This is a genomic window from Ensifer sp. Root558 (assembly GCF_001427045.1).
GTDB classification, from domain to species: Bacteria; Pseudomonadota; Alphaproteobacteria; order Rhizobiales; family Rhizobiaceae; genus Ensifer; species Ensifer adhaerens.
Genome location: NZ_LMGC01000001.1, coordinates 514,056 through 527,397, shown reverse-complemented (window position 1 = coordinate 527,397; position 13,342 = coordinate 514,056). Strand labels below are relative to the sequence as shown.

Annotated in this window: 11 protein-coding genes; 6 read left to right on the top strand and 5 right to left on the bottom strand. The window is 64.2% G+C overall.

Annotated features, from left to right (window positions below; all coding sequences use genetic code 11):
* The first annotated feature begins 357 nt into the window (after positions 1-357).
* From aspT to ASD63_RS02635, 3 genes are all read left to right on the top strand, one after another.
* Positions 358-2,046: an aspartate-alanine antiporter gene (gene aspT, locus ASD63_RS02645; RefSeq protein ID WP_226020693.1), complete on the top strand. Its 1,689-nt coding sequence runs from the start codon at positions 358-360 to the stop codon at positions 2,044-2,046.
* 58 nt (positions 2,047-2,104) lie between these two features.
* Complete coding sequence (locus ASD63_RS02640; protein WP_051659121.1) at positions 2,105-3,757, top strand: bifunctional aspartate transaminase/aspartate 4-decarboxylase; 1,653 nt, start codon at positions 2,105-2,107, stop codon at positions 3,755-3,757.
* 179 nt (positions 3,758-3,936) lie between these two features.
* Positions 3,937-5,616 carry a TrkA C-terminal domain-containing protein gene (locus tag ASD63_RS02635; protein WP_051659120.1) on the top strand — a complete coding sequence of 560 codons (1,680 nt, stop codon included), beginning with the start codon at positions 3,937-3,939 and terminating at the stop codon, positions 5,614-5,616.
* 177 nt (positions 5,617-5,793) lie between these two features.
* Here ASD63_RS02635 and ASD63_RS02630 read toward each other — a convergent pair whose 3' ends face one another.
* From ASD63_RS02630 to ASD63_RS34825, 3 genes are all read right to left on the bottom strand, one after another.
* Complete coding sequence (locus tag ASD63_RS02630) at positions 5,794-6,273, bottom strand: SRPBCC family protein (protein ID WP_034788082.1); 480 nt, start codon at positions 6,271-6,273, stop codon at positions 5,794-5,796.
* Positions 6,274-6,401: 128 nt separating this feature from the next.
* Entirely contained in the window at positions 6,402-8,177 is a 1,776-nt protein-coding gene (locus ASD63_RS02625; RefSeq protein WP_060528775.1) for an SLC13 family permease, read from the bottom strand.
* 208 nt (positions 8,178-8,385) lie between these two features.
* Positions 8,386-8,541 (bottom strand): hypothetical protein, encoded by a 156-nt coding sequence (locus tag ASD63_RS34825; RefSeq protein WP_156552968.1) that lies wholly within the window; start codon positions 8,539-8,541, stop codon positions 8,386-8,388.
* Positions 8,542-9,399: 858 nt separating this feature from the next.
* On the opposite strand from ASD63_RS34825, the gene ASD63_RS02615 reads away from it, so the two are divergent.
* Positions 9,400-9,699 (top strand): hypothetical protein, encoded by a 300-nt coding sequence (locus ASD63_RS02615; RefSeq protein ID WP_034788071.1) that lies wholly within the window; start codon positions 9,400-9,402, stop codon positions 9,697-9,699.
* 18 nt (positions 9,700-9,717) lie between these two features.
* Here the strand turns inward: ASD63_RS02615 and ASD63_RS02610 are convergent, their stop codons facing one another.
* The gene (locus tag ASD63_RS02610; protein ID WP_034788068.1) at positions 9,718-10,611 is read right to left on the bottom strand and encodes a LysR substrate-binding domain-containing protein; all 894 of its coding nucleotides are present in this window, start codon (positions 10,609-10,611) and stop codon (positions 9,718-9,720) included.
* Positions 10,612-10,753: 142 nt separating this feature from the next.
* Here ASD63_RS02610 and ASD63_RS02605 point away from each other — a divergent pair, with 142 nt between their 5' ends.
* Both ASD63_RS02605 and ASD63_RS02600 read left to right on the top strand, forming a co-directional pair.
* Positions 10,754-11,146: a RidA family protein gene (locus ASD63_RS02605; protein ID WP_034788065.1), complete on the top strand. Its 393-nt coding sequence runs from the start codon at positions 10,754-10,756 to the stop codon at positions 11,144-11,146.
* 1 nt (position 11,147) lies between these two features.
* Entirely contained in the window at positions 11,148-12,260 is a 1,113-nt protein-coding gene (locus tag ASD63_RS02600) for an NADH:flavin oxidoreductase (protein ID WP_034788062.1), read from the top strand.
* A gap of 72 nt (positions 12,261-12,332) precedes the next feature.
* On the opposite strand, the gene ASD63_RS02595 is transcribed toward ASD63_RS02600, so the two are convergent.
* Positions 12,333-13,298, bottom strand: a complete 966-nt coding sequence (locus ASD63_RS02595) for an MBL fold metallo-hydrolase (protein WP_034788060.1) — start codon at positions 13,296-13,298, stop codon at positions 12,333-12,335.
* Between the last annotated feature and the right edge of the window lie 44 nt (positions 13,299-13,342).

Sequence of the window (13,342 nt, the reverse complement as noted above, 5' to 3'; positions counted from 1 at the left end):
AACTTTTCCAAGCATAACCAAGAGAAAACGCCTCATGCCTCACGTTGGGAGATAACGTTACGAATTACAACACCAGAGTTGAAGTGCCATCGCGATCCGGGCCAGTGCCGCGGTCTTGCGATCGAATGCGACCGACACATCGCGGCGGCCTCGATCCCCAACCCCAAGTAAAAACGCTGAAATGTAACATACGTTACGCTCACGTAACCCTATGCCCGTTGAGAATTTCGACAACCGAAGCGACAATTGCCGGGATTAAGATTGGGCATCGACAAGCCTCGGAAACAAGCTCAACTTAGCCGCGCAGATCCCGAAATGAAGTGACGGCAACTCAACTTTCAGAAGGGAATAGCATCAGTGAATCCCATTGATTTCTTCGTCGACACGCTTCGGACCTATCCGCCTGTCGCCGTCTTCCTCGCCCTCGGCATCGGCTTCCTCATCGGTCCGATCAAGGTCGCGGGGTTCAACCTTGGAAATGTCACCGCCACGCTGCTTGCGGGCGTTCTCATCGGACAGCTGGGTATCCAGGTTTCCGGCGACCTGAAATCCACCCTGTTTTTGATTTTCCTCTTCGCCGTCGGCTACGGCGTCGGGCCGCAATTCGTGCGGGGCTTGAGCACCGATGGACCGAAACAGATCGCCTTTGCGCTCTCCGTGCTGGTGCTGTGCCTCGTCGTTCCCTATCTCTGCGCGCTGATTGCCGGGCTGCCGCTCGGCTATGGCGCCGGCATGTATGCCGGCTCGCAGACGATCTCGGCTGCAATCGGGGTTGCGACCGACCAGATCAATTCGCTCGGGCTGACGCCGGAGCAGGCCAAGACCTTTGCCGACCAGATCCCGATCGCCTATGCGGTGACCTATATCTGGGGCACGATCGGCTCGGCGATCATCCTCGCCCAGCTCGGTCCCAAGCTTCTTGGCATCGACCTTCCGGCGGCCTGCCGCGAATACGAGGCCAAGCTCGGCGGTGGCAGCGAAAGCAGCGAGCCCGGCATTACGCGCGCCTATCACGACTTCGGCCTCCGGGCCTATCGCGTCGACGCGGCAAGCGGGCTCACCGGAAAACCGGTCAAGGACATCCTTCCCGGGATCCGCGTCTTCGTCGAGCGCCTGCGGCGCGGCGACCAGATCATCGAGGCCGATGGCAACACCGTGCTGCAGCCGGGCGACGTCGTCGCCTTTTCGGGCCGGCGTTCGCTGCTCGTCGAAAACCTCGACAACAAGCTGCTCGAGGTCGAGGACAAGGAGCTGCTCAACGCGGAAGCCGAAGTCCTCGATGTCTACGTGACCAGCAAGGCGCTCGCCGGCAAGACGCTGGCGGAAGTCAGCACCATGGATTGGGCGCGCGGCGTCTATGCTCGCAAGATCATCCGCTCGCTGGTTGAGATCCCGGTGCTGCCCGGGACGACGGTCGAGCGCGGCGACATCGTCACCATCGGTGGCGCGAAACGCCATGTCGAAGCGGCGATCAAGGCGCTCGGCTTTGCCGACCGGCCTGTCGAGACGACCGACATCGCCTTTCTCGGCTGGGGGCTTTTCATCGGCGCGATGATCGGTGCGCTGACGATCACGATCGGCGGCATCCCGATCGGCCTTTCGACCTCCGGCGGCGCGCTTCTGGCGGGCCTCGTGCTCGGCTGGCTGCGCACCACCTACCCCGCCTTCGGCCGCATCCCGTCACCGGCGCTGTGGCTGATGAACACGCTCGGCCTCAACATCTTCATCGCCGTCGTCGGGATCGGCGCCGGCCCGGGCTTTGTCGCAGGCCTGCAGGAGGTCGGCATTTCGCTGTTCATCTGGGGCGTGGTCGCCACATCGATCCCGATGATCGCCTCGGTGCTCCTCGGCCACTATGTCTTCAAGTTCCACCCGGCGATCCTGTTTGGCGCCTGCGCCGGTGTGCGAACGACGACGGCAGCGCTCGGCATGATCCAGGAGGCGGCCAAGAGCAAGGTGCCGGCGCTCGGCTACGGCATGCCCTACGCCATCGGAAACACGCTGCTGACCATCTTCGGCCTCGTCATCGTCATCATGCTCGCCTGAGGCGAACGGGCGAAGCCGACCATCGTTCAAAATGCATAGATCACAGGGAGTGTGGACCATGTTGGACAGAAATTTCTACGACAGCCTTTCCGATCTCAGCCCGTTCGAAATCAAGGACGAACTGATCAAGCTCGCCAAGTCGAGCTCACAGAAATCCGCCAAGGCTTTCCTCAATGCCGGCCGCGGCAACCCGAACTGGACGGCGACACGCGCTCGCGAAGCCTTCTTCCTGCTCGGCCAGTTTGCGCTGACGGAAGCCAAGCGCGCCTATTACGACCCGAAGGCCGGTGTGGCCGGCATGCCGCCGAAGGACGGCGCCCACGCGCGGTTCGAAAAGTGGACGAAGAAGCTGCTGCAAAACACGGCCGACTGGGACGAAGAGGATGAAGGCATCCCGCCGGCAAAGACGCTTTCCGACGCCGTCAACTACGCCATCACCACCTTCCGCTTCGATGCGGACGCCTTCGTGCACGAGCTCACGGACTCGATCATCGGCGACAACTATCCGGTTCCCGATCGGGCGCTGCACCACAACGAGATCATCACCCACGAATACCTGATGTGGGCGATGTGCGCCGGCCACCGACCGAAGGCAAAGTTCGACCTTTACCCGGTCGAAGGCGGCACCGCCGCCATGTGCTACATCTTCAAGGCACTGAAGAACGCCCGCCTGCTTAACGCCGGCGACACGATCGCGCTCGGAACGCCGATCTTCACGCCCTATCTCGAAATGCCGGAGCTGGAGGACTACGATCTCAAGACCATCAACGTCAGCGCCGAGCAGGAGGACCGGTTCCAGTTCACCGACGAAGACATCAAGGCGCTGGAGAACCCCAAGGTGAAGGCGTTGTTCCTGGTCAACCCTGGCAACCCGTCCGCAGTGGCGATGGATCCGGATTCGATCAAGCGCCTTGTCGACCTCGTCAACAAGAAGCGCCCCGACCTGATCGTGCTGACGGACGACGTCTACGGCACCTTCGTTCCGGGCTTCCAGTCGCTGCTTGGGCATCTGCCGCGCAACACGATCGGCGTCTACTCCTATTCGAAGTACTTCGGCTGCACCGGCTGGCGCCTCGGCGTCATTGCCGTCGCCGAGGACAACATCTTCGACGAGAAGATCAAGGCCCATGGCGAACCGATCCAGAAGCTCCTCGAAAAACGCTACAAGGCGATGACGCCGAAGCCGCGCGAGGTGAAGTTCATCGACCGCATCGTCGCCGACAGCCGCGACGTGGCGCTGAACCACACCGCCGGCCTGTCGCTGCCCCAGCAGGTGATGATGACGCTCTTCGGCCTGGTCGAGCTGATGGACGTCGAGAAGGCTTACCAGAAGGCCTGCATCGCCATCTGCACCAAGCGCTTCTGGAACCTGATCGAGGGCATGGGGGTCGAGTCCAATCCGGGCATCTATTTCGACCACTATTACGGCATCATCGACTTCGAGTTCTGGCTGCGCAAATATGTCGGCGAGGATGTCGTCACCTGGGTGAAGGACAACATCCACCCGCTCGACATTCCCTTCCGGCTTGCCGAGGACCACGGCATCGTGCTGCTCAACGGCTCGGGTTTCGATGCGCCGAGCTGGTCGGCACGCGTCTCCTTCGCCAACCTCAATGACGAAGCCTATTCGCAGATCGGCCGCGCCGTGCGCTCGGTGGCGCGCGGTTACGTCCAGACCTACCAGGCCGCCAAAGGCCTGAAGATCAGCTAGCCGATCGGGCGGCCGGCAGCCATGCCGGCCGCCCTTCCCCAACGCCTGGCCAGTGTTTCCCTCGGCCGACAAGCATCCCCGCATCTCCGGCTGGCGACTTTCTTTCCGCCGGCTCAGCGACCAGCGCATCATCCAGCTGAAGCGGCTTTCTTCGGCTTGGCACCGGGAGGAACCGCCGCGTGATCGACCACCTGTTCAGCATCCTGCGGGCGCATCCGGAGCTTGCCCTGTTCCTCGCGCTCGGCATCGGCTACGCGGTCGGCAAGATCACCATCTTCGGCGTCACCATCGGCGCCGTCACCGGCTGCCTGCTGGCGGGCGTGCTGATCGGCCAGACCGGTGCTGTGCTCTCCAACGACGTCAAGCAGGCGTTCTTCCTGCTCTTCCTCTTTGCTATCGGCTACCGCACCGGCCCGCAATTCTTCCAGAGCCTCAACGCCGACGCGCTGCCGCAGATCGCCGTCACCGTCACGCTCTGCGTCGTCGCGCTTGCCGTTGCGATCGTGCTCTCGATGCTCTTCGGCTTCGATCTTGGAACGGCAGCCGGGGTGCTCGCCGGCGGCGCGACGGAATCGGCGACCGTCGGCGTGGCGATCGACACCTTCCGCAAGACGGCACCGACGCCGGAAGCGGCGAGCCAGTTCGAATCCGCCGTGGCGACCGGCTTTGCCGTCGCCTATCTCGTCGGTGTCGTGACCGCCATCCTCGTCCAGTCGCAACTGGCGCCGCGGATGTTTGGCCGCAGCCTCAAGGAGGCCTGCGCCGAGCTAGAAGCCGAACTGAAGATCGCGCCGCAGACGAGCGGCGACACCGCACGGCGCGAAATCGAGGCGCGCGCCTTCGTCATCGCCGACGCCCTCGTGGGGCTGACGGTCGCGGAAGCCGAAGCGCGCGTTCCCGAAAACCAGAAGGCCTATATCGAGCAGATCCGCCGGGGCGAGGAGATCATCACCCCAACGCCCAAGGAGCGCCTGCAGGCTGGAGACATCATCGCCGTTGCCGGTCTTCGCGGCTTCCTCGTCGAATATTCCAGTCGGATCGGCACCGAGATCGACGACCGCACGCTGCTCGATATCCCGGTTGAAGTGCTCGATATCGTGGTGACGAACAAGGAGGTTGCGGGAAAACGCCTGTGGCAGCTGAGGCAGCAGCCGGAAGCGCGCTCGGTGTTCCTGCGCGGCATCCTGCGCGCCGGCCAGCCGATCCCGATCTTTCCTGGCCTCACCGTCCGCCGTGGCGACGTGATGTCGATTGCCGGCGCCAGACGCCATGTCGAGGAGGTGGCGAAGCTGCTCGGCTATGCCGACCGTGAGACCACCGCAACCGACATGGTCTTTGTCGGCGTCTTCATCTTCCTCGGCGGCCTCATCGGCATCCCTGCCCTGAAACTCGGCGCGCTCGAAATCGGCCTCGGCGTCGCCGTCGGCGTGCTGATCGCTGGCCTTTGCGCCGGCTGGCTGCGCTCGGTCCGGCGCACCTTCGGTTTCGTGCCGGAGGCAACCCTCTGGTTCTTCGACAGCGTCGGGCTGTGCGCCTTCATCGCCTGCGTCGGAATCTCGGCCGGCCCGAGCTTTGTCGCCGGCCTCGTCCAGTCCGGCCCGGCGCTGGTCATCGCCAGTCTGCTGATCTGCCTGATCTCGCATCTGGCCGCACTTGCGCTCGGCCGCTGGGTCTTCGGCATGAACGAAGGCGTGCTCGCCGGCACCTGCTGTGGGGCAGGAACCTCAGCCCCGGCGCTTGCCGCCGTGCAGGAGGCGGCCGGAAGCAAGGTCCCGACACTCGGCTACGGTCTCGGCTACGCGATCGGCAACGTGCTGCTGGCGCTCTGGGGCGCCGTGCTCGTCACCGTTCTGGCGTAGCGCAGCGAGGCTCCGCTCGGTGTCGAACTGCGAGAAGGTGCGGTTGCGAGGGGGCCAGCCGACCGGACAACCCCGCCGCGGCGCGCCCTCTCGTTACGACACAAGAACGCGCGGCCCACAGCGGCAGCGCCCGCAAATTGTTTCGAACGCGCCCGTCCGACTGACGACCTCCAGGGGCTAGACGCCTTCCAGAAAGTGCGCTTTCTGCGCCGGATAATAGTCTGAAAATGACGGCAAAGCCTTGCCGGCGCGCGCGGCGACCAGCATATCGAGGTAATATTCCCAGCCCGGCCCGACGTCGCCTGCGAGTTTCGGGTCGCTCAGATGTTGAACCAGGCGCAGCTCCGTCGTGTCGCCCGTCTGCGTAAACGTCAACGCGATGCGCCACTCGCCGGCGTCATCCTTCATCACCACGACCAGGCGGTGCGGCGCGGCGCACTCCTCGATCAGGACATCCGTCCATGGCTGGCTTTTCTCATGGAGCAGTTGCAGCCGCACGGTCTTGCCGGGCCCCGCTACGCCTTCCCAGCGGCCGAACCAGAGCGCGGTGCTCTCGGACTTTGTCACGCTCGTCCAGACGTCGGCGACGGGTGCATGAAACGTGCGCGTCAGGATCAGGTCATTGCCACTGACGTGGCCGGTGGGCTTGGGGCTCATGCCATCTTCTCCCTGTTGTCGCTCACGGATAGGCAAATCTGTGGCGGGCGCTACCGCGCGTCTACCTGTACACGGTAGCGGCTATTTATGCGAGCATCCCTGCCGGCGAGGCGCCACTCGCACCACACCTAGCGCAGCGGCCACACCAGCATCAGTGTCGGGATGCTGACGATCACGATCACCACCGACAGCGGAAGGCCGAGGCGCGGATAGTCGCTGAACTTGTAGCCGCCCGGCCCCATGACCAGCGTGTTGCACTGGTGGCCGATGGGCGTGAGGAAATCGCAGCCGGCGCCGATGGCAACTGCCATCAGGAAGGCTTCCGGCTTGTAGCCGAGCGCGCCGGCGAAACTCGCGGCGATCGGCGCCATAACGAGCACGGTGGCGGCATTGTTGAGGAACGGCGTCACCGCCATGGCGGCAAGCAGGATGATCGTCAGCGCGCCGGCCGGCGGCAGGCCTGCGGCAACCGTGCCGAGCCAGGCCGCAATGACATCGGTGCCCCCGGTCGTGCGCAAGGAATCGCTCACCGGGATCAGCGCCGCCAGCATCACCAGGATCGGCCCATCGACCGAGCGATAAAAATCGCGCAAGGGGATGATGCGGAAGACGACCATGGCGAGGGCCGCCGCGAAAAAGGCGATCGGCACCGGCACAAGTCCAACTGCCGTTGAGCCCATCGCGGCCGCCAGAACCAGAAGCGGCAGCGGTGCCTTTCGCGTCGTGCCAAGCAGGATCTCGCGCTGCGCCAGCGGCAGGCAGCCGAACTCCTGCAGGAAGAGCGTCAGTTCGCGCCGCGCGCCCTGCAGCACAATGATGTCGCCTGCCCTCAAGCGAATGCTGCCGAGCCGCTGCTTCAGCCTCTCGCCCTGGCGGCTGACGGCGAGCAGGTTGATGTTGTGGGTGTTGAACAGCGCCAGGCGCTGTGCCGACATGCCCTCGAGCGGCGAACCGCTGCCGACGACAGCTTCGATCGCCTCGATCTCGTCCCCGGCCTTTTCCCGCCCATGCGGCGCGCGGTCGCCGGCAATCTTCAGCTTGCCTTGCGAGACGATGCGATCGAGCGCTCCCGGACCGCCTTCAAAAATCAGGATGTCCTCGGCTTCGAGGGTAACGTCGGGAAGCGGCGCCAGATGCAGGCCGCGGCGAAAGATGGCGATGACGACGGCGCCGCCGTCGCCCAGTTTCACCAGATTGCTGAGCGCCTTGCCGATCGCCGGCGAACCGGCGGCAACAACCGCCTCGGACGTATAATCGGTGATCTCGATCGCCGAATGGACGGAGACCTGGCTGCTGGAGCGCTGCGGCACCAGCTTGTAGGCAAAGAGCAGGAAGATGCAGCCGACCAGCGCCAGCGTCGCGCCGACGGGCGTGAAGTCGAACATCGTGAAGCTCTCGCCGGTCAGCTCCTGGCGCACCCGTGAGACGACGATGTTCGGCGACGTGCCGACCTGGGTCATCAGCCCACCGATCAACGAGCCGAAGGCCATCGGCATCGGGAAGACCGAAGGCTGGACATTCGACCGCCGGGCAAACTGGAAGGCGACCGGCAGCATGATTGCCAGCGCCCCGATGTTCTTGATGAAGGCGGAAAGCACTGTCACCGTGATGACCAGCAGTGCGAGCTGGGCCCGGACCGACGAGATGTTCGGCAGGAACCGCTGGATGGCGGCGTCGACGATCCCCGAGCGCGCCACCCCGGCGCTGACGATCAGGGCGCTGCCGACGATGATGACGATGTCGTCGCTGAAACCATCGAAGGCATGATCGTAAGGCACGATGCCGACGGCGACCGCCAGCATCAGCGCCGAACAGGCGATCACGTCGTATCGAAACCGCCCCCAGATAAAGAAGACCATCATGGCGCCGATGACGAGAAACGCGAGAGACTGTTCGGCGGTCATGCAATATCCGGGTTCAGCAAAGAGACTGGGCGGGACGGAACGTGCGGCCGACACAAGCCGAAACGCGCAATCCGCGCAGAAGTTCACACAAGACGTAACCCATGTTTCGGCAAATCGGAATTCATCTCAGCGACAAATCTGGGCATGAGTGCGAAGCGCATGGACCGCCGGCCGCGCCCGGCGGCGAGGCGACAGCCCCTGCCGCCCGCTACTCGATGGTCCCGAATACGGCCGTCTTCAGCGTATCGATCGCCTCGCCCCGCTTCTTGCCCTTCATCAGAAATCTAACCATCCGCCAGGCGTCTCGCCCGCGCAGCGCAATGGTTATCTCGGCGGTGGCGTCCGGTTCCTTGAGCGACTTCATCGCCAGGCGCCCCTTGGCCGTTGATCATAACCGGCGTCCAGTCCGCGCTCGCCTCGTATCCCGCCCTCGCCTGCAGTTCGGCGAGCACCTCGGCATATGGCCGTTCGTTCATTGTTGCCGGGACCTGCTCGTGCCCGCCGCTTGCTTGGTCCGCGCTGATCGCGAAGAGCATGTTGTCGCGCGCGGGATCCTCGACGTGCCAGGCGGCCTCGAACGTCGTCTGCCAGCTTATCACCGGTTTGACGAAGGTCTGCATCGGGGGCGGCGGGCCACCAAGGCAGCCGGTATGTAAAGCAGCAGCATGTCGAAAATGCGCGCCAGAAAACGGGGCCATGGCCGGGCAAGCGGATATCCGGGCACTGGCGGCGGCACGTCGGCGGACGGTCCGGGTCCTGGCGTCGCGCGGCGGAGGCCGCTTTGATTTAGGCCATGTCGCAGGCCGGGATCCGCTCCCCGTGTCCCTGCCGCCAAACCAGCAGGTGAAAGCTCGTCCCGCGCGATCATCACCAGCAAAATGTTGTCGCTCACGGGCCCGTGTCGCTCGACCCGATCACATAGTGCCACGCTGCCATTTCGCCCCCAAAGGCGCGTCCAAAAAAGCTCGGAACGCACCCGAACGCTGGGTTGCGCACAAGCCCGCCGCAACTGTCGCGATCAGGCATTCCACAACTGGGACAAGCCGTGAACATTTGCAAGCATTGCTTGCCGGAATCCGCATGACAGAACTTGGAAATTTCCGTTTAAGCGCTACACTTTAGAAGAGAGTGCTGGACCGCACCGGCAACGATCGTCCAAGGCGTTTCCGCCTGACGCTTGACGCCGTGTGGGCCAGGCTCAGCCATTCTGAGGATCGCCGACATGAAACACGCTTTTGCCGCCCTCTCCGTCGTGCTGCTGCTCAGTGGCTGCACGGCGACCACCGGCCCCGACATCAGCTACGGTTACTCGCCGAACATGCAACCGATTCCTGGCAGCATCACCTATGGCGGGCAACCGCGCACCAAGCTGAAGAAGGCACCCGTCGGCAGCATCGTCCCGCACCAGTTCATCGATTCCTACGGCCGCAAGGTCTACGAGACCTATATCATCGAGCCTGACCGTTCGTTGCGCCTCACCAGTCGCCGTTGGGCGCCGGACTTCCTCGGCTTCGACGACTGAACGAGATCACCTCACAGATCAGGCATCGCCGCTGAACTGCGCGTGCACCCAATCGCGAAGCACGCGGGTCGCTGGCCGGTCCGCCATGCGCGGACTGTAGACCAGGTCGTATCGGTCGCTTTCCAGCGTCAGGTCGAACGGCTGGACGAGAATGCCGGAGGCAAGCTCCTCGGCGACCAGCGTGAGGCTCAAGAGGGCAATTCCCTGCCCGGCGATGGCCGACTGCACGGCATGGATCTCGTCGGTAAAGGAAAGCCCCGCGCCGGCCTCGACATCGGTGGCGCCAGCCCGTTCCAGCCATTGCCGCCAGACCGGCGCGCGCGCATCGTGGCGGCGCAGCGTGCCCCAATCGTAGTGGATGAGCGTCGCGTGCTTGAGGTCCGCGGCACTGGCCGGCGCCAGTCGCGGCACGCAAACCGGGGCGAAACGATCGGCGAACAGCGGTTCGGTGACGAGGCCCGGATAATCACCGCCGCCAAGGCGGATCGCAGCATCCGCATCCACCTCCAGATCGACCATCCGGTGGGAGGCGTCCAGCCTCAGCGTCCACTCGGGATAGGCTTCGCGGAAGGAACCGGCAAGCGGCGCCAGGCGCTTGGCGACGAAGGCGACGGTGGACGTCAACCGCGCCACCTTGCTCGCCTCCTGCCGGCGCATGTCGGCGATCGCCTGCTCGAAACGGTCGAGGCCATCACGCAGCACCGGAAAGAGCACCTGTCCCGCAGTGGTCAGCCGGACCTGCCGCGTCCCTCGTTCGAAGAGCTTGGTCTCCAGCATCTCCTCCAGCTGGCGGATCTGGTGGCTGACGGCAGTGGCCGAGACGTTCAGTTCCTCGGCCGCCAGCTTGAAGCTCATCCGCCGGGCGGCCGCTTCAAAGACCCTGAGTGCGCCGAGCGGCGGCAACTTCCTCATGATTTCCTCAATGGATGAACTCAGCTCATCTGTCGGCTGAGAAATCACTCTTTGTCAGCCGCCGAATGGCCCAGCATATTGAGATCAACAGTGAAGGCAACAGCGCCAAGCTGAGAAAATCTAAAGCATGAAAGGACATCTTATGTCTCTCGAACAGGTCGTCACCCAGCCGGATCCCTACGCGCCCTTCCTGCTTTCCCAGGCGATCAAGGCCAATGGCTTCGTCTTCGTCTCCGGTCAGGCGGCAATCGGCGACGACGGCAAGCTCGTCGGCGTCGGTGACTTCGACCGCCAGGCCGAACAGGCGTTCCGCAATCTCGAGCGGGCGCTCAAGGCGGCGGACTCTGGGTTAGACAAGATCGTCAAGGTCACGATCTTCCTGCGCTCCATGGAGAATTTCGCCAAGATCATCGAGCTGCGCCGCACGTGGTTTTCCGCCCCCTATCCCGCCGACAGCATCATCGAGGTCTCCTCGCTCTATTCGCCAGACGCGCTGATCGAGATCGAAGCGATCGCGCTCGATGGAGGCAAGTGACATGAACGCACCGTTTGGCATCGCGTCCCCCGCCTTCACCGGCACCCGTCTCAAGGGGCTTGATTTCGCCAATCGCCTGTCCGTGGCGCCGATGACCCGCATCAGCGCCACGGCGGCCGGCGCGCCCGGCGAGCGCATGCAGCACTATTACCAGCGCTTCGCCCGCGGCGGCTTCAGCCTGATCACGACCGAGGGCATCTACACCGACAAGGCCTATTCCCAAACCTACAAGGACCAGCCGGGCCTGACCGATCGGGAACAGGCTCTCGCCTGGCGACCGATCGTCGAGGCCGTTCATGCGGAAGGCGGGCGCATCTTCGCGCAGCTCATGCATGGCGGCGCGCTGGCGCAGGGTAACCCGCACAGGCCCGAGACGGTAGGCCCCTCCGCCGTCCGGCCGAAGGGCAGCCAGTTGACCGGTTATCACGGCGACGGCCCCTATGCCCTGCCGCGCGAGATCAGCGATGCCGAAATCGCCGAGGCGATCGAAGGCTTCGCCTGTGCCGCCCGGCTTGCAATCGAGGTTGCCGGTTTCGACGGCATCGAGATCCACGGCGCCAACGGCTATCTGCTCGATCAGTTCTTCACGGACTTTTCGAACCGGCGGGCGGATCGCTGGGGTGGAGATATCGTTGAGCGGCTCGGCCTGTCACTCGAAGTGCTGAAGGCAGTGCGCGTGGCGATCGGCCCCGACGTCCCGTTGGGGCTGCGGCTCTCCCAGAGTAAGGTCAACGACTTCAGGCACAAATGGGCAGAACGCGAACAAGGTGCAGCCCGCGTGTTCGAGGCGCTCGCCGAAAGCCCGGCAGACTTCGTGCACGTGACCGAGTTCGAAGCCTGGAAGCCGGCCTTCGAGGGCGGCGACGCCTCGCTCGTTTCCCTCGCCCGCCGCCACGCGCCGCGCCTGTTCATCATCGCCAACGGCAGCCTGCACGATCTTGACCGCGCCGAGGAGGTGATGGAAGCCGGTGCCGACATGATCGCGCTTGGCCGCGGCGCGCTCGTCAATCCCGACTGGCCACAGCTCACCGCGAAACGCACCGCTCTGCGTCCGTTCGACCTGCCGTTCCTTGCGCCGATCAGCGATATCAAGGACAGCGAACTGGCTCTCTGAATGCAGAGAAACGGGCGCGCCCCGCAGGAGGCGCGCCCGTCAACTGTCCTAGTGATTGCCGGCTCCAGGCGGTCACCCCGCCGCCACGAAGCGATAGGCCGCCCCGTTGCGCTCCGCCCGCCCGATCCCCGGATAGGCCCAATGATAGCCAAGCAGCGCCAGCCGCTCCGACGCGGCCCGGTCGATCAGGGCCTTGCGGTTCTTCAAGGCCAGCTCCGCATCCGTGTCGAAGCCGAAATGCCAGTCGGGGTGCTCAAAGAAGACGATGTTGCTGGTGACCGCATCGCCCGTGATCACCAAGCCCTCATGTCCGGCGCCGTCACCGCCGGAAAGCTGAAGCGAGATATGACCGGGTGTGTGGCCCCGCGTGTCGAGCACCTGCATGCCGCTGACGATTTCGTCGCCGGGCTTCACCAGGGTCAGCCGGTCCTTGACCGCAAAGAGATCGCGCTGCGCACCCTTGGCAAAGCCATGAAGCACCTGCGGCATGGTCTTTTCGAAGTTGGGATCGGTCCAGAACCGCCATTCCCCCTCCGAAACGAAGTACTGCGCATTCGGAAAGGCGAGCGTGCCGTCGGCGCCAACGGTGCCGCCCGCATGGTCAGGATGGGCATGCGTCAGCACCACCTTCGTCACCGCACTCGGGTCGATGCCGGCCGCAAGCAGATTGGCGTGAAGCTTGCCGGCGCTCTCCTGGAAACGTGTGCCCGAGCCGTCGTCGACCACGATCAGATCGTCGCCAGTGCGAATGACCGGAATATTGGTGTGAAACGGCGCCTTTTCGGGAGTGCCGCCAAGCCGGCGCATGATCTCCGGCCGCTCTTCCGCCGTTGCATCCGGCAGCACGATGCTGACCGGCAGCATGATGAAGCCGTCGCTGACGACGGAAATATCGAAGCCGCCATGCCGGAAACGTTTGATATCTGCGGCATAGGCACCTTTCGGCAGCAGGGCGGAGGCTGCAAGCGCACTGGTGCCTGCAAGGAATTCACGACGGCCGGGGCCGGAGACGTCGGTGGGATTGTGGGAAGAGGTCATGGCTCTGATCCTTGGCTGAAGCGTTTGACATAGGGTGCCGGCGC